Origin of the sequence: Priestia iocasae, assembly GCF_016909075.1 — a bacterium.
GTDB classification, from domain to species: Bacteria; Bacillota; Bacilli; order Bacillales; family Bacillaceae_H; genus Priestia; species Priestia iocasae.
On sequence record NZ_JAFBFC010000001.1, the window covers coordinates 874,418 to 899,437 of the forward strand.

A 25,020-nucleotide genomic window follows, 5' to 3' on the forward strand; every position below is an offset into this window, starting at 1 on the left:
TGAACATAAAAGCAAGATGAAATAACTTCTAACGAAATCTTTTTGTTTAACCATATTCTTTTTTGGGAAGTAAACAAATAACAATCACAACATTTTACAGGAGGAGATTAACATGCCACAAGTAACAGTACGTGAGGAAAAAAACAGTAAACTTGTAAAAGGAATTGTCATTGGAGGGATTGTTGGAGGAGTGATTTCGCTATTAGACACAACAACGAGAAATCAAGTGAAAAGTGCAGCAGTAGACCTTAAAGATTCTTCTAAAGAAATGCTCAATGAAGTAAGAGAAAATCCAGGCGAAGTAAAAAATCAAATGGTTCAACAATTTAAATCTGCTTCAGAAACATTAAAAGATGCTATAAATGACGCTCAAAAATTGTACGAGCGTATTAACAATGATGTATTTGGTAAATTAAATGATGTTGTTGAAATCACAAACGAAACAGTTTCAACTGCCAAAGAAGCTACTGAAGAGCTTAGTGAAATCGGTTCGAAAGTAAAAGAAGCAGGTGTAGAGTTGACAGAACCTCTTTCAGATTCTTCCGTAGAACATGAAAAGAAATCAGACTCTATGAGCCAAGCTAATCAGCTCCATGCTCATAACGAAGCCGTGAAAGAGCATAGTTATTCTTAAATGAATTGAAAAATATGTATAATAGAACAGCCCTGCCATTATCTATTACTATAAGTGGATAAATGGCAGGGCTGTTTTATGAAGAGAAATGATTTTGTAGAGAAAGTGATAAAAAATAACCATCTGTAATCACGATTTAGATACCATCGAAAGAGAAAGATGAAGAAGCCACATCAATAAGAAATTAATGCTAAATCCGATTGGAAAGAAAATAAATGAATGTAACCAAAGTAGATGTATAAAGCTCGTGAAAAATGAAACAATCGCAAATTCGAGGTGTAAGAAGAAAGAAGAGTTTGTTAGTTCAAACAATTCATCTAGCACGCGATTTGTTTCGTCCGTCATGTTTTTTCTAGCAAACCGCTTCATGAGGATTCCTCCTTCAAAGAAAATCACGATTTATGAAATTGTTAACATTCTCTCCTAGATCATTTGCTTTTATCCATTTACATTACTCTAACTATATGAAAAATAACCTTTGTCTTATGTAACGTTTTTAAAGACATAACGTCAAAGTAATAGATACTTTATTCGTCTAGAAAATATCACATAGAGACAGGGCTGTGAGGTGACTTACATGTATAAACAAAGGAGAGTGAATCGATGTACAAGTATTTCTCAATAAATGGAAGATTGGTAAGCGTAATGATAGGATTAAACTTGACCGTAATAGGATGTGGTCAAGAGACGCATACAGAAAATACTGTAAAACAAGTAAATGGAGGTCAACAGATGACGGAACAGCTTGTAGGAGATGCAGTAATTACAAATGAGAAAAATGGAAGAGTGAAGATTGTTTATACGGTTAACAATCAATCAGAAGAAGATGTTGAACTCGAATTTCCAAATGGGTTAAAAGCAGATTATGTGTTGTATGATGAAGCAGGAAATAAAATAGCAAAGTATTCGGAGGGAGTTTTTACGACGATGGCCATTGAGCATCTGATGTTAAACCCACATCAAGAGTTTGTTCAAGAATTTACCATCAATAACCTTAAAAGTGGGAAGTATTCGATCACTCTCTTTTTAAATGTAGCAGGAAAGAAAGGAAAAGTGACAAAAAGCTTTTCCGTCTAATGGCAAGTAAAATGACAAAAGCTGACTGTTCACGTGTTAGTCAGCTTTTGTTGATTTATAAAGTTTCACTATCCAAGTTCTCGGTTAATTCTACATTATGCTCTTCGGCTAGGTTTTTAATATTAACTTGGTAATCTCTCATTAATTTTCGTGCTTCATCTAGCATGCTATTTGCTTCCTCAATTAATTGCCGGTCTTGTTGTTCAAGAGCGGTTACCATTCTTACAAAAGCATTGTATTGAAGATTTGCTCCCTTAATATATCCCTCATGAATCTCTCTTACTTCATCTGTATCAATTGAAATGGCTTCTAATTCTCTGACAAATTCATTGTAGGTTGGAATAATTTCGTTTACAAGTGCTTCATATAAAACGATGTCATCTGTGTAGTTTGGGCCAGTTACGCTATCATAGGTACCAACGGCTTTCAATTCTAACTCAAATACTGTTGGGATATCATCATTGATGTACGTAATTAAGTCATCTTGAACAGGGTCATTCAAACATCCAGTTACGAGCGAAATCATCACTAAAAATGGAAAAAGCCATTTGAGCTTCAAGAGACCACCTCCATTTTTCAGTGTATGAAAGTCTGCAAGTCCAGTAGTACGATGTCCACTCGAGATTAATAAACATACATCATTTGTGTGAATGGAATAGATTCAAAAAGGTGATAGTACTATGCATCTGTATTAATTAAGAGAATGGATAATAGTAAGAAAGTATGATTGATGTATTAATAAATATAAAATATTATGTATAAGTAAACAATTATGCAGTGAGATTATGAAAGGAGCATTATGAGAGATGAAAAAAGTTAGTGTAGTGATTACAATTATTTTTACCTTGTTATGTGCATCGGTTGCTTCTGCGCATGGACCAGTAAAAGGAAAGAAGAACGGGAAAATAGCATATAAGCATATGACATACATATCTGAAACAATTGGCACACGTGTAATGGGAACAGAGAAAGAAAAAGAAACAAGTGAGTATATTCAACGTGAATTACGTAAATTAGGCTATGATGTAGAAGCGCAGCCGTTTACGTTTACGAGAAAAGGGAATCAAATTTCGTCCGAAAATGTCATTGCAGTTAAGAAAGGGAAATCAAAAAAAGAAATCATTGTTGGTGCTCACTATGATTCTGTTGCGACAGCGAAAGGTGCAGATGATAATGCCTCAAGTGTAGGTGTAATTTTAGAAGCAGCAAAAGCACTGAAAAAGAAAAAAACGCCACATACCATTAAGTTTGTGTTATTTGGTGCTGAAGAAGGTGGGCTAAATGGGTCTACCTATTACTTGTCACAGATGTCTGAAACAGAAAAAGAGAATACAGTCGCAATGATAAACTTAGATAGTTTAGTAGCTGGAGATTATATGTATGTCTATGGAAGCAAAGAAGCAGCAAAAGGGTGGGTGCGTGACCAAGCGCTAAAAGTAGCGGCTAAGAAAAAGTTAGATGTCACAACAAATCCAGGGTTAAACCCAGATTATCCAAAGGGGACAACGGGTGACTGGAGTGATCATGCTCCATTTGAAGCATCAGGTATTCCTATTGCCTATTTTGAAGCAACAAACTGGCAAATTGGTGATAAAGATGGTTATACACAAACCGTAAAACATGGAGCAATCTGGCATACGGAAAAAGACAACATTGCTTTTTTAGAAAAAGAATTTCCTGGACGTATCCAAGAACGACTTCATACATTTACAACGGTATTAACGGAGTTACTGCTAAATATAAAAAAAGAAAAATAGACTTCTTCACTATAAACGATGAGGCAGAACGATTTTTCGTCCTGCCTCATCGTTTAAGTTGACGCTTTAATTAAGTAATAAAGTAGCTTGATAACTTTCTAAAATGTGGAAAGTTATTGTTGACCGATTATTTGCAATCGCATACAATGAGTGTAGTTATTAGTCTATTTAGAAAATTCAAAAGAGGTTTTTCCATGCTTGAAGATGTAAGCAGACGTATAGGGCGGAATGCCATTTTACTCGCATTTACAAATGAAGAGGGAGAGCTTTCTTTAAAGAAAGAGCTCGCTAAGTTGGGTTGGTCTTATTGCCAAGGTAAAGTAGGTGCCATGGAGCTGCAAAAAATTGTGGCTGCGATTGAAACATCTGCGAAAAGGCAAGGAATTGTGAATCACGATGTGTATCGAGAAATGCATGCTTTGTATCATGCGATTTTAGAAGCGGTTCATGGTATTACACGAGGACAAGTGGAATTAGGTGGACTGTTACGCACGGCTGGCTTACGTTTTTCAATTGTAAGAGGAAAGCCATATGAAAAAGAAGCAGAAGGCGAATGGATTGCAGTTGCGCTTTATGGAACCATTGGAGCGCCTGTTCGAGGTTTTGAACACGAAGCAATCGGATTAGGAATCAATCATATTTAACATAAGCCCAGAGTTTAGTAGATGAAGAGGGGGCTATATTGCAGACGGGATACGTCTGTCAATATAGCCCCCTCTTTTATTTTTTAGAAGAGAGGTGCATACAATGGTTGTATTAACAGGTGAGACATTAACCATTTTACAAGCGAAGCAAGTGTTAGATGAAGATGCATTTGTGAGTGCATCATTAGATAGCTTAAAACGAGTAGAAAAAAGTCGAGAAGCGGTTGATCGAATTGTGGATCAGAAAAAAGTCGTGTATGGGATTACGACTGGATTTGGCAAGTTCAGTGATGTGCTCATTGATTCGCAAGATGTAGAAGCATTGCAATGGAATCTCATTCATTCTCATGCGTGCGGAGTAGGAGACCCCTTTCCTGAAGTCGTTTCAAGAGCGATGGTGCTGTTACGAGCGAATGCATTGTTAAAAGGCTTTTCAGGTGTCCGTCCGGTTGTGATTGAAACACTTTTAGAATTGTTAAATGCACATATCCATCCGGTCATTCCACAGCAAGGATCTTTAGGTGCAAGCGGGGACTTAGCGCCACTTTCACACTTAGCACTCGTTGTCATGGGTGAGGGAGAAGTCTTTTACAAAGGTCAAAAAATGCCGGCAATTGATGCATTAAACAAAGAAGGAATCCAACCAGTCACGTTAAAAGCGAAAGAAGGTCTTGCACTGATTAATGGTACACAAGCAATGACGGCAATGGGCGTTGTTAATTACATGGAAGCTGAGCAGTTAGCGTATCAAGTTGATGCAGTTGCATCATTAACACTTGAAGGGCTACAAGGAATTGAAGAGGCATTTGATCACCGTGTTCACGAAGTGCGTGGGTATCGTCAGCAATGTGAAGTAGCCAAACGAATTCGTCATATGATTTCGGGAAGTCAGCTTACGACAAAGCAAGGAGAATTACGTGTTCAAGATGCGTACTCATTAAGATGTATTCCTCAAGTTCATGGTGCTTCCTGGCAAGCGCTTGATTATGTCAAAGAAAAGCTTGAAATCGAAATGAATGCAGCCACGGACAATCCACTTATTTTCGATGAAGGAGAGAGTGTCATTTCAGGAGGGAATTTTCATGGTCAGCCAATCGCGTTTGCCATGGATTTTATGAAAATTGCGGTAGCGGAGCTTGCGAATATTTCAGAGCGACGTATCGAGCGTCTTGTAAACCCACAGCTGAATGATTTACCCGCTTTCTTAAGTCCTGTACCGGGCTTACAATCAGGCGCTATGATTATGCAATATTGTGCGGCTTCGCTTGTTTCAGAAAATAAGACGTTAGCTCATCCTGCTAGTGTCGATTCCATTCCTTCGTCAGCAAATCAAGAAGATCACGTGAGCATGGGGACGATTGGTTCTCGTCATGCTCATCAAATTATCCAAAATGTCCGTCGTGTTGTAGCGATTGAATTAATTTGTGCGCTTCAAGCGGTTGAATATCGAGGGGTTGACCGAATGGCTTCTTTTACAAGAGCGATTTACGAAGAAGTTCGACAGTTGATTCCGAGTATTACACAAGATCGTGTGTTTTCAAAAGACATTGAAAAAGCAGCAAGCTGGCTCAAGGACGTTAATTGGCCATCATTTATGAAAAAGCATTTATCAATGAATCAAACAAAGGGGGAATTCAAATGACACAAAAAATGTCTAGAAACGTAAAAGTGAAAAAGGGGATAGAGATTGAGTGTAAAGGATGGGAGCAAGAAGCGGTATTACGGATGCTTTATAACAATTTAGATCCAGAAGTAGCGGAAAAGCCAGAAGAATTAGTCGTATACGGAGGAATTGGCAAAGCTGCTCGCAACTGGGAGTCGTTTGATGCAATTGTTGCGACACTTCGTGATTTAGAAAATGATGAAACAATGCTCGTTCAGTCTGGTAAGCCAGTCGCTGTATTTAAAACTCATAAGCATGCACCACGTGTTTTATTATCAAACTCTGTGCTTGTACCAAAATGGGCAAACTGGGAACATTTCCATGAACTTGATCAAAAAGGACTTATGATGTATGGACAAATGACGGCAGGTAGCTGGATTTACATTGGAACACAAGGGATTTTGCAAGGAACGTATGAGACGTTCGCCGCTCTTGCCAAAAAGCATTTTGGTGGTTCATTAAAAGGAACATTAACCCTTACAGCAGGTCTAGGAGGAATGGGGGGAGCTCAGCCTCTTGCCGTTACAATGAATGAAGGGGTGGTTCTTGCTGTCGATGTAGACCCAGATCGTATTCAAAAGCGATTAGATACGAAATATTGTGATCGAATGACGAATTCGTTAGATGAAGCGTTAATGTGGGCGATGGAGGCGAAGAAAAATGGCGAACCTCTTTCAATTGGTCTTATCGGAAATGCAGCGGAAATTCATCCTATCTTGTTAGAAAAAGGCATCGAGATTGACATCGTCACAGATCAAACATCTGCTCATGATCCGCTAAACGGCTATGTACCAGAGGGAATGACACTCGCAGAAGCAGATGCTCTTCGTAAAGAAAATCCAACAGAATATGTGTGTCAGTCAAAGAAAAGCATGGCAAACCATGTAAAAGCGATGCTTGCTTTCCAAGAGCGCGGAGCCATTGTATTTGATTATGGAAATAATATTCGCCAAGTTGCACTAGATGAGGGCGTTGAGAATGCATTTAACTTTCCTGGATTCGTTCCGGCGTACATTCGTCCATTGTTCTGTGAAGGAAAAGGACCGTTTCGCTGGGCAGCATTATCAGGAGATCCAGAAGATATTTATCGCACAGATGAACTCGTGAAAGAGCTGTTTCCTGATAATAAACCGCTTTTACACTGGATTGAAATGGCAAAAGAAAAAGTGAGCTTTCAAGGGCTACCTTCACGTATTTGTTGGTTAGGGTATGGCGAACGTGTGAAGATGGGGCTAGCGATTAATGAATTAGTACGTAAAGGAGAGTTAAAAGCGCCAATCGTTATTGGTCGTGATCACCTTGATTGTGGATCCGTTACCTCACCGAATCGTGAAACAGAAGCAATGAAAGACGGTAGTGATGCTGTAGGAGACTGGGCTGTGTTGAATGCACTTATTAATACAGCTGCAGGTGGTTCATGGATTTCATTCCATCACGGTGGAGGCGTAGGTATGGGGTATTCACTTCACGCAGGTATGGTTGTCGTTGCAGATGGTACGGATTTAGCACAAGAGCGTCTAGAACGAGTGTTAACGACAGACCCAGGTATGGGGGTTGTTCGCCACGTTGATGCAGGTTATGAAAAAGCAATTGAAGTAGCAGATGAAATGGACATTACGATTCCAATGAAGAAATACGGAAAGGAGTGTTAACGTGAAACTGGATCTTTTAGTAACCAACATTGGGCAACTACTGACAATGGATCATGGAAATGGGCCGTTAAAAGGAGCAGACATGTCAACGCTGCCAGTTTTAACACATGCATCAGTAGGAGTAAAAGACGGTAAGGTTGTTTTTATTGGACCTCGAGAAGAAGCGAAGCAGCATGAGGCAGAAACGGTAATCGATGCGAAAGGTAAGCTTGTTACACCAGGGCTTGTCGACCCACATACCCACCTTGTATTTGGGGGATCGCGTGAGCATGAGATGATGCTAAAGCAACAAGGAGTACCGTACTTAGATATTTTAAAGCAAGGTGGGGGGATTTTATCAACCGTAGCCGCAACAAAAAAAGCAACAGAAGAGGAGTTGCTAGAAAAGGGTTCGTTTCATTTAAATCGATTGCTGTCATTTGGAGTCACAACGGTCGAAGCAAAGAGTGGATACGGGTTAGATGAAGAGACAGAATTAAAGCAGCTACGTGTTGCAAAAGCGCTAAATGAACAACATCCAGTTGAGGTTATTTCGACCTTTTTAGGTGCACACGCCATTCCGCCACAGTACAAGGATGATTCTAACGCGTTTTTAGATGAAATGGTTCGGATGCTTGATGTGATTAAGGAAGAAGAGCTTGCAGAGTTTGTGGACATTTTTTGTGAAACAGGTGTTTTTACGGTTGAGCAATCACGTGCCTTTTTACAGCAAGCGAAAGCGAAAGGGTTTGATGTGAAAATTCATGCTGATGAAATTGATCCTTTAGGAGGAACGGAGCTTGCAGCTGAATTAGAAGCGGTAAGTGGTGATCATTTAGTTGGTGCATCAGATCAGGGCATCTTTATGCTGGCAAATAGCGATACAGTAGCGGTCCTGTTACCGGGAACGTCCTTTTATTTAGCTAAAGAGAAGTTTGCAAGAGCACGTACGATGATTGATAACGGATGTGCCGTTGCTTTATCAACGGATTTCAATCCTGGAAGCTCACCGACAGAAAATATTCAGTTTATTATGAATCTCGCAGCACTAAAGTTAAAAATGAAGCCAGAAGAGATTTGGAATGCTGTCACAGTGAATGCAGCTTATGCAATCAATCGGGGAAATCGTGCAGGTCAAATTAAAATTGGTCAACAAGCAGACCTCGTCTTATGGGATGCCCCAAACTATGAATATGTTCTGTATCATTATGGTGTGAATCACGTTCATGCCGTTTGGAAACAGGGTGTGAAGGTGTATGAAAGGGGGATATTCTTTGAGCGAAACGTTCCCGTATCTTAAGTCTGCTGGTAAAGCACAGTTTGTTGATCGTCACGTGCGAAAGGCAGGAGAACTTCTGCAACAACGTGAAAGTGCCTCTGTCACCTTGTTAGGAGCGCCGCTATCAAAATCAAGTATTAGTCATTCTGGGGCATTATTAGCACCTACGACCATTCGAACGATGCTGCATTCTTATAGTACGTATTCAATTGAAGAAGAGATTGAATTAGATGATATCCAAATAGCAGATTTAGGTGATATTTGCATGCATCCAACCGATATTATCGGATCACAATCACGTATTTATGAGACAGTATCAGCTGTCACAGAAAAGTATCCAGATTCTTTGTTTGTATTACTTGGGGGAGATCACTCGGTTAGCTATCCTTCCATTAAAGGATTTTCAACGAAAAAAGGAGCGGTAGGAGTTATTCAGTTCGATGCACACCATGACTTACGCAATTTAGAGGATGGTGGGCCAACAAATGGTACCCCTTTTCGAAGCTTAGTGGAGAGTGGCGTGATGAAGGGTGAACATCTTGTTCAAATTGGTATTCGTGATTTCTCTAACAGTAAGCCTTATTCAGACTTTGCAAAAGAGCATGGTGTGAAGGTGTATACGATGAAAGAGGTTGCATCCATGTCCATCTCTTCTATTGTAAAAGAAAGTGTAGCATGCTTGAAAAACAAAGTAGATGCTATTTATATATCGGTCGATATGGATGTACTAGATCAAGCATTCGCACCAGGTTGCCCGGCTATCGGTCCTGGAGGGATGGATAGCGCTACTTTGTTAGAAGCGATTATGCTGTTAGGGAAAGAAGAAATGGTTCAAGGAATGGATATTGTTGAAATTGATCCAACGCTCGACTTTCGTGATATGACGAGTCGGGTAGCTGCTCATGTGATTCTCACTTTTTTAAAAGGAAAGAAAAAAGCACAATTATTGTAAAATGAAGAAGGCAAAATAAATAAAAAGAGTTGTATTAACGGGTGCTTATTAGCTCGTTTGATGCAACTCTTTTTGTATAGAATAGAGTCTGCTGCTTCATAATAAAAGCAATAAATGGAAAGGAGTGCTAATCATGCGCAAGTTTATAAGCACGGTTGCCTTAACAGCGATTGTTCTATCGAGTAGTTTGACGGCTGTGCATGCCGAGACTAGCAATCAACCTATAAGAGAGAAAAATATACAGTTAACGGACGCACAAAAACAGGAGCTTTCTACGCTTCATAAAGAACTTCTGACAAAGCGAAAAGAAGTCATTCAAAAATATGTTGAGTACGGTGTTATGCCAAAAGAAAAAGGAGACAAAATTATGTCTCATTTAGAAAAACGGTACGATCAATTAGAGGAAAATAACTTTATTCCAAAGTGGGAGCATCATAAAAAGCATCACTCTCATTGAGAACTGCGATAAATAAACGGTCAATTCGGTAGAGGACTAGAGTGGAACTAGTAAGATTGCTCGACTGTAAATGGTAAATGACGTTACAATAGTGATAAAAAGGACAGGTGCTGTGCGTCTGTTCTTTGTTTTGTTTTCATAGGAGGTGATGGGATTGAAGAGCACGGTTGAGATTGCAACATTTGCAGGAGGTTGTTTTTGGTGTATGGTTTCGCCGTTTGATCAACGTCCTGGTGTAATAAAAGTGGTCTCTGGATATACAGGAGGAACAGAAGAGAATCCAACATATGAACAAGTCATAACTGGAAAAACGGGTCACTATGAAGCCGTACAAATTACGTTTGATTCAACACAGCTCTCTTATGATGAACTTCTTACAATCTATTGGCAACAAGTTGATCCAACAGACGAAGGTGGCCAATTTAGTGATCGAGGATCTTCATATCAGACTGCTATTTTTCACCACAACGAACAACAAAGGCAGAAAGCAGAACAGTCAAAGCAACATTTAGAAAACAGTAGAAAATTTATGGTTCCGATTGTGACCAAAATTTTGCAAGCAGGTCCTTTTTATGTAGCGGAAGAAGAGCATCAAGATTTTTATAAAAAAAGCAACTTTCAATACAAGTTATATGTAAAGGGATCAGGGAGAGAACGATTTTTAAATGAGCATTGGCCAAAAGATCGTACGTACTTAAAAAAGCTGTTAACGCCTATACAATACCATGTGACGCAGGAAAATGGAAAAGAACCACCGTTTGAAAATCAATATTGGAATCATAGAGAAGAAGGCATTTATGTAGATGTGGTGTCAGGCGAGCCTTTATTTGTTTCAAAAGACAAGTGCGATAGTAAAACGGGTTGGCCTACGTTTAGAAAGCCGGTGATGTCAGCAAGTGTCAATGTGACAGCTGTTATAAATGAAGAAGGAGGACAAGAGGTACGTAGTCGAGAAGGAAATAATCATTTGGGATATGTATATAATGCTACATCTCAATCTAAAGACATTCAGTATCATATCTATTCTGCTTCCCTGCGTTTTATTCATAAAAGTCGATTAGAAGAAGAAGGATATGGTGATTTTATACTATTATTTCCAGTCTAATACTATTAGAGAAGTGAATGTAGTAAAATAAAAGAATAAACGATATGTAGAATGGATGTGAAAACATGGAGAAAGTAGATTCATCCATCATTAAAGAACGCTTTATCCAAGTAGGGTATGTGATGGGTTTGTCTCTTATATTAGCGGCAATTATTTATTTTTTTGCTGCAAATTGGCCTGGATTTGATAAGTGGACCAAAATTAGTCTAAGCATCGCTTTGATGGTCTTATTTTATGGCACTTCCTATTTATTCACAACTTGGTTAAAGCGTCGCCCATTTTTAAGCGAGTGGCTTATGTTTACAGGATGTCTTACATTTGGAGTGACTGTAGCGATTTTAGGGCAAATTTATAACTCCCATGCAGATAGTTTTCAATTGTTTCTCGTATGGGCCATACCCGCACTGTTATTTTCCATTTTTACAAAGTATCAACCTTTTTATATTTTAAGTCATGTGCTTCTTCATGTCGCGCTTTGGTTTTGGATGTTTCCATCTTCAAGCTTCTTTGGAGCAGATGAAGGGTGGTATCGTTCATTATTAATAATCGTGGCGGTTGTTAATGTTAGTTTGTTCTTAATCATTCAAAAAGGGTGGCTACAGTCAAAAGCGTTGTCATTTTTATCACTTGCTGCCTTTCATGGTGCCATGTTGGGGTTAACGTTAGGAGAATTATTTGAACCGTTTATCGTCTTTGTGAGTGTGATTTACATTGCGGCTGCAGCATTCTTGTTTTGGTATAGCAATCGGCAAGGTTGGAGTAAATGGTTTACAGTCATAAGTGGTTTAGCAGCAACGTTCTTCCTGATTTGGAAGTTTATCGCCTTTCTTCTTTACATTGGATCAGAGTCAATCTTTTACTTGACCATTTATTTTCCTTTCATCATTGTAGGAATTGCAGTTGTTCTTATTCGTAAATTTAAAGAGAATACGATGGCAAAACGAGTGTTTATCGGTGTGATTGCAATTGTATCAGCATTTATCGGTGCAAGCTCCTTCATTGGAATCGTTATGTTAATAGTCGGAGAAATGGAGCCAATCATGTTTGCGCTTTTTGCTACAGCCTTTCTCATTGTGCCGGCTGTACTCAAGCCACAGTGGGATAGTGTAATCCGATATACGATGTTATTAACGGGTTATTTTATTACCATTCCTTCTGTTCTATTCGAAGGAATGTGGATTTCTCTGCTCTTTCTGCTTGTACTAGGCTTTGTCTTTTTGAAAGTGACAAGTCAAATTTTTAAATACATCACGTACTTGGCAGGAATGATCGTTTTTGTAGCAGCATTCTCCGTTGAGAACATATCTCCAGAAACAGTGAGTATGGCTGTTATTGCCCTGAATCTTGTTATTTTATTTGGGCGAACGTATTTACTAAAGAACTTGCAACACATTCTGTATCACAATAGTGTTATTTATTCATTGCTCGCATTTTTTGTTTGGACGTTTTTAAATGAACAATCGTATGCTCTCTATTTTGTTGTAAACGTACTTTATTTTGTTACTGTGACCGTTCTTTTATTTGTCGCGATTAGGAAGGAAGCCACATTTTTGTTTATCGTTAGTTTTGTAGGGTGGCTAGCCTATGTCGGATACAAGTATTACGATTTATTATGGAGCCTACTTCATAAATCCATTACATTTATGCTTGTGGGTGTGCTCATCTTTGCAATTGTGAACTGGGTGGATAAGCGAACAGCCTTCAATAGCGAGGTTCGTAGTTTTGTAGCGATAAGAAAAGGGATTTTACTAGTAATCATTAGCATTCAGCTTGTCATTATTGGTGTGCAAGTAACCAAAAGTGAACGAGTGCTAGCAAATGGTGAAACCGTTACGCTACAGTTAGAGCCACTAGATCCACGGTCGTTGCTGCAAGGAGACTATGTAATATTACGATTTACAATATCACGCCTCGAATTAAAAGAAGAACCGAGCTACAATGAGAAAATTAAAGTAGGTCTTGTTCAAAATAAGCAAGGTGTTTACGAATATCATACGCATGTAGTAGGCGATGAGAAAGAAAGTGGCGCCGCAGATGTATGGATAACGGGTCGCTATAAAGGAAATGGAAATGTAGAATACGGCATTGAAAACTATTTTATTGAAGAGGGAACAGGGCGAGAGGTTGAGGAAAACGCAAGATACGCGAAAATCAAAGTAGGTAAGAATGGAGACGCGTTGTTAATTGAAGTGTATGAGTAAGTACGAATGACAGAGAGGGCGTTCTAAAAGAAACAAGTGATGATATTTAAAGCTGGATCGTCATTCAAAGAGATTTGATTGACAATCCAGCTTACATACAGTCGAAAACTGTCCACTTCTAAAAACGTTCAACGTCAGCTTCTTTTACTCATTTCACCTGTAGTAGGCTGGCTCACTGTTGGAATCTGTTGAATCTTTTTCTTTCATTATTTTAATAAATAACGAAGCGAAATAAGGATCCCATTGTGTTCCTTTTCCATCTTCAAGGATGGCAAGTGCTTTGTCTACAGACATCCCTTTTCGATAAGGACGATCCGAAGTCATTGCATCAAATGCATCGGCTACAGCGATAATTCGTCCGAATAGAGGGATGTTTTTTTCTTTTAATCCATCAGGGTATCCTTTTCCATCAAATCGTTCATGGTGATATTTCACGCCTGGAAGGATAGGCTTCATTTCTTCTGTTAAACTAACTTGCTCTAATATAGTCGCTCCAATGACAGGGTGTTGTTTAATATAACTAAACTCTTCGTCTGTTAATCTACCGTCTTTTAATAAGACGCGATCAGGAATGCCAATTTTTCCGATATCATGCAATAAAGCTGATTTTTTGAGTAAGTTGAGTTCCTGCTCATTAAGATGTGCGTTCTCACCGATTTTTACAGCATAACTTGCTACACGTATTGAGTGACCAGCTGTATAATGATCACGTGCGTCTAATGTAGCAGCAAAGACTGTGAAAAAGCTTTCTAATAATTGCTTATTTAGAGCATCTCTTTCTTTAATTGCCGTTACCATATGATTGTATCCTGTCACGAGCTGAGAGAACTCATCTGAATAAGTGTTTTCTAATACATTAAACTCCCCGTTTTTTACGTCATGAAACGCTTCTTGAAGTTCATGAAGTGGCTGTTGGATGTTTTTATAAAGCAAAAATGCACCGCTTAATGCAATAATCATGACCATTACTAAAATGATACTTGCCCAGCTCCAATATTCACTCCATCGTAATCCTTGCTGTTCAAAAACATGTACTTCGTTTGCAAGACTAAATAACATGACAGGAAAAATGGCCGAAAATAAAGAGCTTGTTAACATCTTTTTTTTGATGCTAATAAACGTGTTTTTATGAAGAGATAAGTTTGCACTGAATTGGGTTTTTGCTTGCTCACTTAAATACGTAAGTAGCGGTTGAATGGTACGAAACGTTAAAAAAAACTCAATGAGTGCATGCATCGTTGCAATTAATATAGCTCCAGCCCACGCCAAAATAATAAAGTAGTAGGGAATTGTTAAGTGGCCCATAAAAATAAAAAAGCTTGCTAATAAAGAAGCTGGAATGGATAAGCCAAGTAAGTGAGGAATCAAAATTCTTTTTACGGTCAACACAGGAAAAGTGTGAGCTTGCTCATAAGCTTGTTGAAGTGTTCGTAAGCTATTTGATTTTTCGGTAAAAGCGAGTTTGATTGGCTTGATTTGTTTTTTATATGTTACAAACTCACAGGTAATCATAATGAGAACTGATAGCACCATGATGACTAAAAGAATAATCGTTTCGAATAGAGATAAAGAAATGGTATAAAAAATGAAGGTGCTTCCAACACCGAATACAGCAAAAGCTGAGCTAAGTAGGTTGTTTAAAAACATTCTTTTTTGAAAGGTTGAAAAAATAGGCAATGAAATCTGCCTCCTATGTAGTAATGTGAGCTGAATCTTAGGTCTTAGGTAAATTATATCAAAAATGGCAGAGGTGTAGAACGATGAGAAGTGACAAAAAAATGGAGAAGTGGACAATGAAAAAGGCTAACCTTCACTGTCCACTTGAAATAGGAATGTGCGATTATCGTTAGCTTTGTAGGACGTGATCTCCTACATTCCAATCCATTGGGCAATAGCCGCCTGTTTGGAGCGCTTTTAAAACTCGTAATGTCTCGACCGCGCTTCTTCCGACATTGTCATTCGTCATTGTAGCATATTGAATGGTTCCTTTTGGATCAATGATAAATGTTGCGCGATAAGAGGCGCCTGTTTCCGGTTGAAGAACATCGTAAGCTTGTGTCACTTCTTTTGTAAAATCAGATGCAAGCTTTACATTAATGGTTCCAATTGCATTTGGGTGATCTGCTTTTAACCATGCACGCTGTGTGAAGACACTATCGGTACTAATGGCTAACACTTCTGTATTCAATTCTTCAAATTCTGGAAGATTTCGATCTAAACTTTTTATCTCGGTTGGACAAACAATTGAAAAAGAATAAGGATAGAAAAAGAGAACGAGCCACTTACCTTTATATGCATCAAGTGAAACTGGAATAGGTAACGTGGAATGAGAAGAAACAGTGTTCACTGTAAAATGTGGTGCTTGTGTGCCGATGTTTAACATCATGCTACCTCCTGGTAATAGTTCTAAAGTACTTAGTTCTATTATACTATCTGACTTACTTATTTGAAAACTTTTGTGCTCTCTATACAAAAAAAGCACTCCGACAAACGGAGAGCTTTTCATTTTATGCTCGCTTAAATCCTTCTTCTTCTAAATACTGCTCTGCTTCTTCGTATGTTTCAAACGCTGCTTCTAAGTTTAGGCCATCGTAAATGTTCCATAAGTCATCTTCATCAATTAGTAAGAGAACAGCGTTATTAGGACCAATCCAGCGTTCTTCTTCTCCATCCCCAACAATCGCCATTTCAAGGTGTACATCTGATTTAGGTGACAATGATTGAATGGCTTCGTGAATAATGGTTTTTAATTCTTTTTCTGAGAAATCACGAATGTTTACAAAACCTTTATCATTTGTTTCATAGTTTGTTAAGTTCCCGCCATATACAAATCCATTTCCATTAGGGTGTAAGTGATACACGACCGTCTTTTTTTCAAACACACTTTCATCATAATGAAAATTAACACGACCTAGTGATACGTTGTTACGTGTTAGTTGTGGGAACGATTCAATAATACCTATTTTTTCTTCAAAAGTTAACATGAATAAATCCTCGCTTTAGTTATAATTTACGATATGCTTAAGTTTTATCTTCTACTATTTAAAAAAGAAAGAGTATCGCATGTGTATATATTCGTGCTTGTTGATTATACCATATGCTGTACAAGAAAAAAGAACGTCACCCGATCATCACCTAGAAAAGTTAAAGTACAAGCAATGTTACCATGTCGTCCTTTAACGATATTGCTCCAATAATGAAAAGAATTCTGTTGCAAACTGGAAAAATACTTTTTCAGACGGAGCTAGATCACGGTTTGTTGGAATGATAATGCCGACTGTGCGACGAACGATTGGAGTTTCAATGGCTACTTTTTTTGTGAAGCGTGGCGTTGTTTCATGGAATGTACTTTCGGGTAGAAGAGTTACACCAATGCCAGCAGAAACCAATCCTTTAATCGCATCTAAGTCTTCCCCCTCAGATGAAACATTCGGCTGAAACCCAGCTTGTTTGCATGCATCAATGGCAATTTGTTCAAGAATAAACCCTTTCGGAAACAAGACAAATTGATCTTTTCGTAAATCACGCAATCGAATGCTTTGACGCTCTGCAAGAGGGTGGTTAATCGGGAGTAGGGCTGAGATGTTTTCTGTAAATAAAATGTGACCTTCAATGTCAGGATCGTCTGTTGGAACAGGGCCAAGAAACGCTAAATCAATTTCTCTTTTTTTGACTGCATCGATTAAAAAGCTATAAGAGCCTTGTCGTAAGTGAAAAGCTACGTTCGGATGTTTTTGTTTAAATGCCGAAAGAACAGTAGGAAGAAGATGGCTCGCAAGACTTGTTGGAAATCCAATTTTAATCGTTCCACGCTCCGGATCTAAATATTCGTCGATTTGCTTTTTTGCGTGTTCAATTGCTTTCATGGCGACTTCCGCTTCCGACAAAAAAATTTTTCCGATGGAGGTGAGCTTTACATTCCGTCCTTCACGCTCGAACAATTCAACGCCGAGCTCACTTTCTAAATTGCTGATTTGTCGACTAATTGCAGACTGTGCAACATGTAAATGAGCAGCTGCTTCAGAAAAATGTTCTTTTTTAGCAACTTCGATAAAGTACCTTAATTGGCGTAATTCCATAGGTTCCTCCTGCATTCATCTCAAAATGAGATTGGTTTGATCTTAATTATATATTGTTTATATAATTCTGAAAACCTACAATAATTAATAAGTGATCTGAACTTGATAAATAGACAGAGGATAAAATTAATGAAACGGGGGAGAAAAGATGACATACAATCAATTACCGAAAGCGCAAGGTCTCTACCGTCCTGAATTTGAACATGATGCATGCGGAATCGGTTTATACGCGCATTTAAAGGGAGTTCCTACACACGATATTGTAAAAAAGGGACTTGGCATGCTTTGTCAATTAGACCATCGCGGTGGACAAGGAAGTGATCCATTAACAGGTGATGGAGCAGGACTTATGGTACAGATTCCTGATGCTTTTTTTCGTAAAGAGTGTGACAACTTAGATTTGCCAACTAAAGGTGAATATGGAGTTGGAATGATCTTTTTCTCAAAAGAGGATCAAAATCGCCAAAATATTGAATATAAAATAAACGAATATATAGAACAAGAAGGTCAAGTTGTCTTGGGATGGAGAACTGTACCTACAAATGTCGGAAAAATCGGAACAGTTGCACAAAAGAGTGCGCCAATTGTGCGTCAAGTGTTTATCGGAAAAGGAAAACAAGCAGCAGATGATTTAGCATTTGAGCGTAAATTGTATGTCATTCGTAAGCAAGCTGAAAACTGGGGCAAAAAGGAAGAGAAATCATTCTATTTTGCAAGTCTTTCTAGTCAAACAATTGTTTATAAGGGATTGTTAACTCCTGAGCAAGTAGATGCATTTTATTCTGATTTACAAGACGAGTCTTTTGTTTCAGCATTTGCTTTAGTACACTCCCGCTTTAGTACAAATACATTCCCAAGTTGGGAGCGAGCGCATCCGAATCGCTATCTCATTCATAATGGTGAAATTAACACGCTACGCGGAAACATTAATTGGATGAAAGCGCGTGAACAACAGTTTGTGTCAGACGCATTTGGAGAAGATTTAGATAAATTACTTCCTATTTTAGACACAGATGGAAGTGATTCCTCCGTTCTTGATAATGCATTTGAATTTTTCGTACTAGCAGGACGTAAGCCAGCTCATACCGCGATGATGCTTATTCCAGAACCATGGACAGAAAATGAACACATGGCAAAAGAAAAGAAAGCATTTTATGAATATCATAGCTGTCTAATGGAGCCTTGGGATGGACCAACTGCTATTTCATTTACGAATGGAAAGCAAATCGGTGCGATTTTAGATCGAAATGGTCTTCGTCCTGCTCGTTATTATGTGACAAAAGACGATTACATCATTTTCTCTTCAGAAGTAGGTGTTATTGATGTCGAAGCTGAAGATGTTTTATACAAAGATCGTCTAAGTCCAGGTAAAATGCTTCTCATTGACTTAGAAGAAGGTCGAATCATTTCTGATGATGAAATTAAGTCGGAAATGGCAGCTGAGTATCCTTATGCTCAGTGGTTAGAAAACCAAATCGCGACATTAGAAGATAGCCAAGAGAAAGTTCCACAATCATTTAACGATTTACGTAGCCGTCAAAAGGCATTTGGCTATACGTATGAAGATATTCATAAATATTTACTTCCGGTTGTAACTGAAGGAAAAGATCCGCTTGGTTCAATGGGGAATGATACACCACTTGCCGTTTTATCAGATCGCCCACAGTCGTTATTTAATTACTTTAAGCAATTATTTGCACAAGTAACGAACCCACCGATTGATGCGATTCGTGAGCAAATTGTGACCTCAACGCTGTCATTTTTAGGAGCTGAAGGTGATCTTCTTCATCCGAACGAATCAAGCTGTCGTCGTATTAAATTAGACACACCTGTTTTAACTAATGAACAGCTTACACACCTACGAAATAATCGTTTTGCCGAGTTTCAAACTCGAACGATTCCAACTTTGTTTAAGGAAGATTTAGAAGGTGCTATCCAGGAAGTGTGTGTAAAAGCTGATGAAGCAATTAAAGAGGGTGTAAGTCTTCTTATTTTATCAGACCGTAATATGACTGCTAACGAAACAGCGATTCCAACATTATTAGCTGTTAGTGCATTACATCAGCATCTTATCCGTCAAGGAACACGTACGAAAGCAAGCATCATTGTAGAAGCTGGTGAAGTAAGAGAAGTTCATCATTTCGCAGCGCTAATTGGCTACGGTGCTAATGCAATTAATCCTTATTTAGCATTCGCGACGTATCATGATGAAATTCAAGCCGGGGCTTTAGCAGTGAGTTATGAAGAAGCGGTGCAAAAGTATGTAAAAGGTGTGACTGAGGGTGTTGTCAAAGTCATGTCGAAAATGGGAATTTCCACTGTACAAAGTTACCGAGGTGCTCAAATTTATGAAGCGGTTGGAATTAGCCAAGAAGTGATTGAGCGCTATTTTACAGGTACGGCTTCACAGCTAGGCGGTATCGAGTTAGATGTTATTGCAAAAGAAGCAACCGTTCGACACGAAGAAGGGTATAAAGAAACACACGAACAGTCATTAGAGTCTGGTAGTGACTTCCAATGGAGAAAAACAGGTGAGCATCATGCGTTTAATCCTAAAACCATTCATACGCTTCAATGGGCGTGTCGTAAGAACGACTATAACTTATTTAAAACGTACTCTGATATGGCAAACGAAGAGCGAATGGGCTTTTTACGTAACTTATTCGCATTCGATGAAGAGCGTCCAGCGTTGTCTCTTGATGAAGTAGAGTCTGTCGATTCCATTGTGAAACGCTTTAAAACAGGGGCGATGTCATTTGGTTCATTAAGTCAAGAAGCGCATGAATCATTAGCTATTGCAATGAACCGTTTAGGGGCGAAAAGCAACAGTGGTGAAGGTGGAGAGGATCCAAGTCGCTACAAACTTGATAAAAATGGTGATTTACGTCGCAGTGCCATTAAACAAATTGCGTCTGGTCGTTTCGGTGTGAAAAGCCATTATTTAGTAAACGCAGATGAGCTTCAAATTAAGATGGCGCAAGGAGCAAAGCCAGGTGAAGGTGGTCAGCTTCCTGGAAACAAAGTCTATCCATGGGTAGCCGATGTTCGTGGATCTACACCAGGGGTTGGGCTCATTTCACCACCTCCGCATCATGACATTTATTCAATTGAAGATTTAGCACAGTTAATTCACGATTTAAAAAATGCAAACCGTGATGCACGCATTAGTGTTAAGCTTGTAGCAAAATCAGGGGTTGGTACCATCGCAGCAGGTGTGGCGAAAGGGGCAGCCGATGTTATTGTTATTAGTGGATATGACGGAGGAACAGGTGCTTCGCCAAAAACGAGTATTAAGCATACAGGCTTACCGTGGGAGCTTGGTTTAGCAGAAGCTCATCAAACATTAATGCTAAACGGCTTACGTGAAAAAGTGGTATTAGAAACAGACGGGAAGTTAATGACGGGTCGCGACGTTGTAATGGCAGCTCTTTTAGGGGCTGAGGAGTTTGGATTTGCAACAGCTCCATTAATCGTGCTTGGCTGTGTCATGATGCGTGCTTGTCACTTAGACACATGTCCGGTTGGGGTAGCAACACAAAATCCAGAGCTTCGTGCGAAATTTATGGGCGATCCAGACCACATTGTGAATTACATGCGATTTGTGGCAGAAGAAGTACGTGAATTAATGGCTCAACTAGGCTTTAAAACAGTGGATGAGATGGTTGGACGTACAGATGTATTGAAGGTGAGTGAACGTGCAAAAGCACATTGGAAAGCAAGTCACCTTGACTTAACAAACTTACTGTATCAACCAAAAGGAGCTCGTACATTCCGTACACCACAAAATCATAAAATTGACGAATCACTTGATATGCAAAAGCTATTACCGGCTGTTCGTCCAGCTTTAGAAAAACAGCATCAAGTGGATATTGAATCTCCGATTACAAATATCAATCGTGTAGTTGGAACGATTGTTGGTAGCGAAGTATCGAAGCGTTACGGAGAGAAAGGATTACCAGAAGATACAATTACACTTCGCTTTACAGGATCAGCAGGTCAAAGCTTTGGTGCATTTGTACCAAGCGGCATGTCGATGTATTTAACAGGAGATGCAAATGACTATGTTGGAAAAGGCTTGTCAGGCGGGAAGATTGTGGTCTCTTCACCGAAAGAAGTAACACTTGTCGCAGCTGAAAATGTCATCATCGGAAATGTTGCGTTTTATGGAGCAACAAGCGGTGAAGCGTACATTAATGGTCGCGCTGGCGAACGCTTCTGTGTTCGTAACAGTGGGGTAAAAGCAGTTGTGGAAGGCATTGGTGATCATGGCTGTGAATACATGACAGGTGGCCGAGTCGTGATTTTAGGTGAAGTAGGTAAAAACTTTGGAGCTGGTATGTCAGGTGGTATCGCATACGTATTACCAGAAGATATCACATCATTTAAAAAGCAATGTAATCAAGAGATGATTGATTTCGAATCTCTTTTAAATAAAGAAGAAATCGCGGAAGTAAAAGCGTTAATCGAAAAACATTATGCATATACAGAAAGTCCAAAAGCTGCGTATATTCTAGCAAACTGGGACGTATTCGTTTCAAAATTTGTAAAAGTTATTCCGAAAGATTACAAGCGAATGATGACGCTTATTGAGGATAATGAAGCGAGTGGATTACCGAAAGAAGAAGCGGTTATGAACGCGTTTCAACAAAATGCAAGTCAAGAGAAAAAGGTTATCGCAAAGAAGTTAGAGGTTGTATAAGAACGGAAGGGAGAGAGAGTAATGGGAAAAGCAACAGGATTTATGGAATATACACGTGAAAAGGCGACAGAGAGAAATGCTAGCACGCGTATTAACGACTGGAACGAATATTCAGCTCCTTTCTCTGATGAATCATTAAGCAGACAAGGTGCCCGCTGTATGGACTGCGGGACTCCTTTCTGTCACATGGGAATGGAATTAAACAATGTTACAACAGGATGTCCAATTAACAATTTAATTCCTGAGTGGAATGACTTAGTGTATCGTGGTAGGTGGAAAGAAGCATTAGAGCGTTTAATGAAAACAAATAACTTTCCAGAGTTTACAGGACGTGTTTGTCCAGCTCCATGTGAAGGTTCCTGTACATTGGCCATTACAGATCCGGCTGTCGCGATTAAAAATATTGAGCGTACAATTATCGACAAAGGATTTGAAAATGGCTGGATTACACCAAGAATTCCGACAAAGCGCACTGGTAAAAAGATTGCAATTGTTGGTTCAGGACCTGCGGGATTAGCAGCGGCTGATCAGTTAAATCAAGCTGGACACTCTGTGACCGTGTATGAGCGTGCTGATCGTCCTGGTGGACTGTTAACGTATGGGATTCCAAATATGAAGTTAGAAAAAGAAGTCGTTGAACGACGTGTACGCTTGCTTACACAAGAAGGCATCGATTTTGTAACGAATACAGAGGTTGGAAAAGATATTTCTTCCGAAGAGATAAACGAGCAATATGATTCTGTTATTCTTTGTATTGGTGCACAAAAGCAGCGCGATTTAGTTATCGAAGGACGAGAAGCAAAAGGAATTCATTTAGCGATGGATTACTTAACAGAAACAACAAAGAGTCTATTAGACTCAAACTTTGAGGATGGTCAATTTATTGATGCAGAAGGTAAAGATGTTATTGTCATTGGAGGCGGTGACACGGGTGCAGACTGTGTCGCAACCGCTTTACGTCAAAAATGTCGTACCGTTGTTCAGTTCGGTAAACACCCTCAGCTTCCAATGGCACGTACAGAAGACAACATGTGGCCAGCTTATCCGGATGTGTATTCACTTGATTATGCATACGAGGAAGCACAAAAGCAATATGGCCGTGACCCACGTCAATATTTAATTCAAACGAAAAAAATAGTAGCGGACGATAATGGTAATTTAAAAGAGTTGCATACGATTCAAATGGAAAAAGTAAAAGGGGAAGATGGCCGATTTGTGTTCAACGAAATACCAGGTACAGAAAAAGTGTGGCCTGCACAGCTTGTATTCGTTGCAATCGGATTTGAAGGGGCTGAGCAACCGCTCCTTAAGCAATTTGGTATTGAAACGACGAATCAAAAAGTAAAAGCGGCTTACGGAGAGTACACAACAAATGTAGAAGGGGTATTCGCAGCCGGAGATGCAAGAAGAGGTCAAAGTCTCATTGTGTGGGCCATTCACGAAGGTCGTGAAGTAGCTCGTCAAGTTGACACGTATTTAATGGGAAGTACGGTGTTAACGTAAACATAGGATGGGAATGTTGTATGAACAAAGGGGTTTTAATAAATAAGACAAAGAGCGCGAACCGTTCGTCAAAGGTTCGCGCTCTTTTTTTGAATGATTCACCTACTAGTTTCTTTGACAGGCAGCCCTTTGTGTATGGATGGCTTTTGCTTTAACCCAAACAGAAAACGCATCACATTAAAAGGACGGATGAGTACGTGATAGAGTAATAGAACAAGACTAAAGCACGTTGCGAAGAGAAAGGTTAATTTCCATTCCACTGACCAAGATAAATCTTTTATAAAAAAACCAATGATGACGATAACGGGCTGATGAAGAATATAAACCGGCATCGCTGCTTCACTCGTATAAGCAAGTGTATGGTTTGAACGTCTCAAATAGCGATGACCTAGATAAAAAATTGTTATAAGAGAGCTCCAGCAGCTAAGTCCACGAATACTTTTAAATAAATAGAAAGCCGTTGTTCCGACTTCTGGTATATTGATGATAAACCAACTTGTATAAATGATGGATGTTGAAACACCGATAAGCAAGTGAATCCAAAACGTTTTTTGAATCATTGTTTGAAAGACATTGCCATGAAAAAAGTAATAGCCATATATGAAAATAACGACATAGAAAAAAATGTCCCAGCTACCTAAGTCTACGATATTGATAGTTGACAACAAAACGAGTGGAATCGGTAGGAAATAGTAATAAACCGGTTTAATTGTAAGGTGTTGTATGAATCGAAAAAGCGGCAGGGTAAGGATTGAAAATACTAATAAAACAAGCAAATACCATAAATGTAGACCAACAAATGCAAAATTTCCACTACCTCCAATGCCAAGGTATAACCCATCTACATAATGAGGAATAAAATCTAAAAATGAGCCGTTAAATTGTTCGTATGAAATCCTCTCAATATAGACTTGAGGTGGAGATAAAATCCAAATGCCTAAAAGTAAAGGAATTCCAAGCCGAGTCAATCGTTCTGTTATGTAATTTCTAACTGTTTTTCTCTCGAGTGCATACCGCACACTAATGCCTGAAATGGCAAAGAATATAGGCATAAGCCATGTACTTAGAAGGAGAGAAAGTGAAAAAACCCATCCTGAATTTAACTCGTTGTTCTTAACGTGCCACGGAAAAGCGTTTGCAAACATTGTACAATGAAAAACAAAAACAGCAACTGTTGCAGCGACGCGTATCCAATCTAAATCATACTGTCTGTTCAATCTTCTCATCTCTTCTTTCTATTCAACAATCTATTCATTTCCTTATTCTAGCTTATGTTATTCCTTTTCTGTTTTCAACTATAAAAAGAGATGGTTTAAAAGGTAAGATGTTCTATGTACGG

The 25,020-nt window shown here is 39.0% G+C and carries 20 protein-coding genes; 13 read left to right on the forward strand and 7 right to left on the reverse strand.

Features of this window, described 5'->3' with window-relative positions:
• Positions 1-112: 112 nt before the first annotated feature.
• On the forward strand, positions 113-634 hold the full coding sequence (locus JOC83_RS04435) for a YtxH domain-containing protein (protein WP_205184281.1): 522 nt from the start codon (positions 113-115) through the stop codon (positions 632-634).
• 129 nt (positions 635-763) lie between these two features.
• On the opposite strand, the gene JOC83_RS04440 is transcribed toward JOC83_RS04435, so the two are convergent.
• The gene (locus tag JOC83_RS04440; RefSeq protein ID WP_205184284.1) at positions 764-1,003 is read right to left on the reverse strand and encodes a hypothetical protein; all 240 of its coding nucleotides are present in this window, start codon (positions 1,001-1,003) and stop codon (positions 764-766) included.
• Between the two features lie 234 nt (positions 1,004-1,237).
• On the opposite strand from JOC83_RS04440, the gene JOC83_RS04445 reads away from it, so the two are divergent.
• Positions 1,238-1,711 carry a BsuPI-related putative proteinase inhibitor gene (locus JOC83_RS04445; RefSeq protein WP_205184287.1) on the forward strand — a complete coding sequence of 158 codons (474 nt, stop codon included), beginning with the start codon at positions 1,238-1,240 and terminating at the stop codon, positions 1,709-1,711.
• 55 nt (positions 1,712-1,766) lie between these two features.
• Here JOC83_RS04445 and JOC83_RS04450 read toward each other — a convergent pair whose 3' ends face one another.
• Positions 1,767-2,270 carry a hypothetical protein gene (locus JOC83_RS04450; protein WP_239583297.1) on the reverse strand — a complete coding sequence of 168 codons (504 nt, stop codon included), beginning with the start codon at positions 2,268-2,270 and terminating at the stop codon, positions 1,767-1,769.
• A gap of 247 nt (positions 2,271-2,517) precedes the next feature.
• Here JOC83_RS04450 and JOC83_RS04455 point away from each other — a divergent pair, with 247 nt between their 5' ends.
• The 9 genes from JOC83_RS04455 (at position 2,518) to JOC83_RS04495 (ending at position 13,400) form a co-directional block, all read left to right on the forward strand.
• Complete coding sequence (locus tag JOC83_RS04455; RefSeq protein ID WP_205184290.1) at positions 2,518-3,468, forward strand: M20/M25/M40 family metallo-hydrolase; 951 nt, start codon at positions 2,518-2,520, stop codon at positions 3,466-3,468.
• Between the two features lie 194 nt (positions 3,469-3,662).
• A complete protein-coding gene (gene hutP / locus JOC83_RS04460) occupies positions 3,663-4,112 on the forward strand; it encodes a hut operon transcriptional regulator HutP (protein WP_205184292.1) in 450 nt (149 codons plus the stop codon).
• A gap of 103 nt (positions 4,113-4,215) precedes the next feature.
• A complete protein-coding gene (gene hutH, locus JOC83_RS04465) occupies positions 4,216-5,754 on the forward strand; it encodes a histidine ammonia-lyase (protein ID WP_205184294.1) in 1,539 nt (512 codons plus the stop codon).
• Positions 5,755-5,762: 8 nt separating this feature from the next.
• A complete protein-coding gene (gene hutU / locus JOC83_RS04470) occupies positions 5,763-7,427 on the forward strand; it encodes a urocanate hydratase (protein ID WP_378912585.1) in 1,665 nt (554 codons plus the stop codon).
• 46 nt (positions 7,428-7,473) lie between these two features.
• Positions 7,474-8,706, forward strand: a complete 1,233-nt coding sequence (hutI, locus tag JOC83_RS04475; protein ID WP_239583366.1) for an imidazolonepropionase — start codon at positions 7,474-7,476, stop codon at positions 8,704-8,706.
• Positions 8,681-9,637 (forward strand): formimidoylglutamase, encoded by a 957-nt coding sequence (hutG, locus tag JOC83_RS04480; RefSeq protein WP_239583298.1) that lies wholly within the window; start codon positions 8,681-8,683, stop codon positions 9,635-9,637. The genes hutI and hutG overlap by 26 nt, the downstream gene beginning before the upstream one ends.
• 133 nt (positions 9,638-9,770) lie before the next feature.
• Positions 9,771-10,094, forward strand: coding sequence for a YckD family protein (locus JOC83_RS04485; protein ID WP_205184302.1), 324 nt, complete (start codon positions 9,771-9,773; stop codon positions 10,092-10,094).
• Between the two features lie 148 nt (positions 10,095-10,242).
• The gene (gene msrA, locus JOC83_RS04490) at positions 10,243-11,199 is read left to right on the forward strand and encodes a peptide-methionine (S)-S-oxide reductase MsrA (protein WP_205184304.1); all 957 of its coding nucleotides are present in this window, start codon (positions 10,243-10,245) and stop codon (positions 11,197-11,199) included.
• Positions 11,200-11,264: 65 nt separating this feature from the next.
• The gene (locus JOC83_RS04495) at positions 11,265-13,400 is read left to right on the forward strand and encodes a GDYXXLXY domain-containing protein (protein WP_205184307.1); all 2,136 of its coding nucleotides are present in this window, start codon (positions 11,265-11,267) and stop codon (positions 13,398-13,400) included.
• A 153-nt stretch (positions 13,401-13,553) separates the two neighbouring features.
• Here the strand turns inward: JOC83_RS04495 and JOC83_RS04500 are convergent, their stop codons facing one another.
• The 4 genes from JOC83_RS04500 to JOC83_RS04515 all read right to left on the reverse strand — a co-directional run bounded on the left by JOC83_RS04500 (position 13,554) and on the right by JOC83_RS04515 (position 17,479).
• Complete coding sequence (locus JOC83_RS04500) at positions 13,554-15,077, reverse strand: HD-GYP domain-containing protein (RefSeq protein WP_338038864.1); 1,524 nt, start codon at positions 15,075-15,077, stop codon at positions 13,554-13,556.
• A gap of 169 nt (positions 15,078-15,246) precedes the next feature.
• Entirely contained in the window at positions 15,247-15,783 is a 537-nt protein-coding gene (locus JOC83_RS04505; RefSeq protein ID WP_338038865.1) for a peroxiredoxin, read from the reverse strand.
• Positions 15,784-15,907: 124 nt separating this feature from the next.
• Positions 15,908-16,384, reverse strand: a complete 477-nt coding sequence (locus JOC83_RS04510) for a hypothetical protein (RefSeq protein ID WP_205184313.1) — start codon at positions 16,382-16,384, stop codon at positions 15,908-15,910.
• A gap of 192 nt (positions 16,385-16,576) precedes the next feature.
• On the reverse strand, positions 16,577-17,479 hold the full coding sequence (locus tag JOC83_RS04515; RefSeq protein ID WP_205184315.1) for a glutamate biosynthesis transcriptional regulator GltC: 903 nt from the start codon (positions 17,477-17,479) through the stop codon (positions 16,577-16,579).
• Positions 17,480-17,627: 148 nt separating this feature from the next.
• Between JOC83_RS04515 and gltB the strand changes: the two genes are divergently transcribed.
• Together gltB and gltD are read left to right on the forward strand one after the other, a co-directional pair.
• A complete protein-coding gene (gene gltB / locus JOC83_RS04520) occupies positions 17,628-22,178 on the forward strand; it encodes a glutamate synthase large subunit (protein ID WP_205184318.1) in 4,551 nt (1,516 codons plus the stop codon).
• Positions 22,179-22,199: 21 nt separating this feature from the next.
• Positions 22,200-23,681 (forward strand): glutamate synthase small subunit, encoded by a 1,482-nt coding sequence (gltD, locus tag JOC83_RS04525; RefSeq protein ID WP_205184320.1) that lies wholly within the window; start codon positions 22,200-22,202, stop codon positions 23,679-23,681.
• Between the two features lie 98 nt (positions 23,682-23,779).
• Here gltD and JOC83_RS04530 read toward each other — a convergent pair whose 3' ends face one another.
• Positions 23,780-24,907, reverse strand: coding sequence for an acyltransferase family protein (locus JOC83_RS04530; protein ID WP_205184322.1), 1,128 nt, complete (start codon positions 24,905-24,907; stop codon positions 23,780-23,782).
• Positions 24,908-25,020 lie beyond the last annotated feature (113 nt).

Bases quoted from the DNA above. Each gene is read 5' to 3' on its own strand.
- JOC83_RS04485 (WP_205184302.1), top strand. From the start codon at position 9,771: ATGCGCAAGTTTATAAGCACGGTTGCCTTAACAGCGATTGTTCTATCG.
- JOC83_RS04455 (WP_205184290.1), top strand. From the start codon at position 2,518: ATGAAAAAAGTTAGTGTAGTGATTACAATTATTTTTACCTTGTTATGT.
- hutU (WP_378912585.1), top strand. From the start codon at position 5,763: ATGTCTAGAAACGTAAAAGTGAAAAAGGGGATAGAGATTGAGTGTAAA.
- JOC83_RS04505 (WP_338038865.1), bottom strand. From the start codon at position 15,783: ATGTTAAACATCGGCACACAAGCACCACATTTTACAGTGAACACTGTT.
- JOC83_RS04440 (WP_205184284.1), bottom strand. From the start codon at position 1,003: ATGAAGCGGTTTGCTAGAAAAAACATGACGGACGAAACAAATCGCGTG.
- msrA (WP_205184304.1), top strand. From the start codon at position 10,243: ATGGGATTGAAGAGCACGGTTGAGATTGCAACATTTGCAGGAGGTTGT.
- JOC83_RS04435 (WP_205184281.1), top strand. From the start codon at position 113: ATGCCACAAGTAACAGTACGTGAGGAAAAAAACAGTAAACTTGTAAAA.
- JOC83_RS04510 (WP_205184313.1), bottom strand. From the start codon at position 16,384: ATGTTAACTTTTGAAGAAAAAATAGGTATTATTGAATCGTTCCCACAA.
- gltB (WP_205184318.1), top strand. From the start codon at position 17,628: ATGACATACAATCAATTACCGAAAGCGCAAGGTCTCTACCGTCCTGAA.
- JOC83_RS04530 (WP_205184322.1), bottom strand. From the start codon at position 24,907: ATGAGAAGATTGAACAGACAGTATGATTTAGATTGGATACGCGTCGCT.
- gltD (WP_205184320.1), top strand. From the start codon at position 22,200: ATGGGAAAAGCAACAGGATTTATGGAATATACACGTGAAAAGGCGACA.
- JOC83_RS04445 (WP_205184287.1), top strand. From the start codon at position 1,238: ATGTACAAGTATTTCTCAATAAATGGAAGATTGGTAAGCGTAATGATA.
- hutH (WP_205184294.1), top strand. From the start codon at position 4,216: ATGGTTGTATTAACAGGTGAGACATTAACCATTTTACAAGCGAAGCAA.
- JOC83_RS04515 (WP_205184315.1), bottom strand. From the start codon at position 17,479: ATGGAATTACGCCAATTAAGGTACTTTATCGAAGTTGCTAAAAAAGAA.
- JOC83_RS04495 (WP_205184307.1), top strand. From the start codon at position 11,265: ATGGAGAAAGTAGATTCATCCATCATTAAAGAACGCTTTATCCAAGTA.
- hutP (WP_205184292.1), top strand. From the start codon at position 3,663: ATGCTTGAAGATGTAAGCAGACGTATAGGGCGGAATGCCATTTTACTC.
- hutI (WP_239583366.1), top strand. From the start codon at position 7,474: ATGGATCATGGAAATGGGCCGTTAAAAGGAGCAGACATGTCAACGCTG.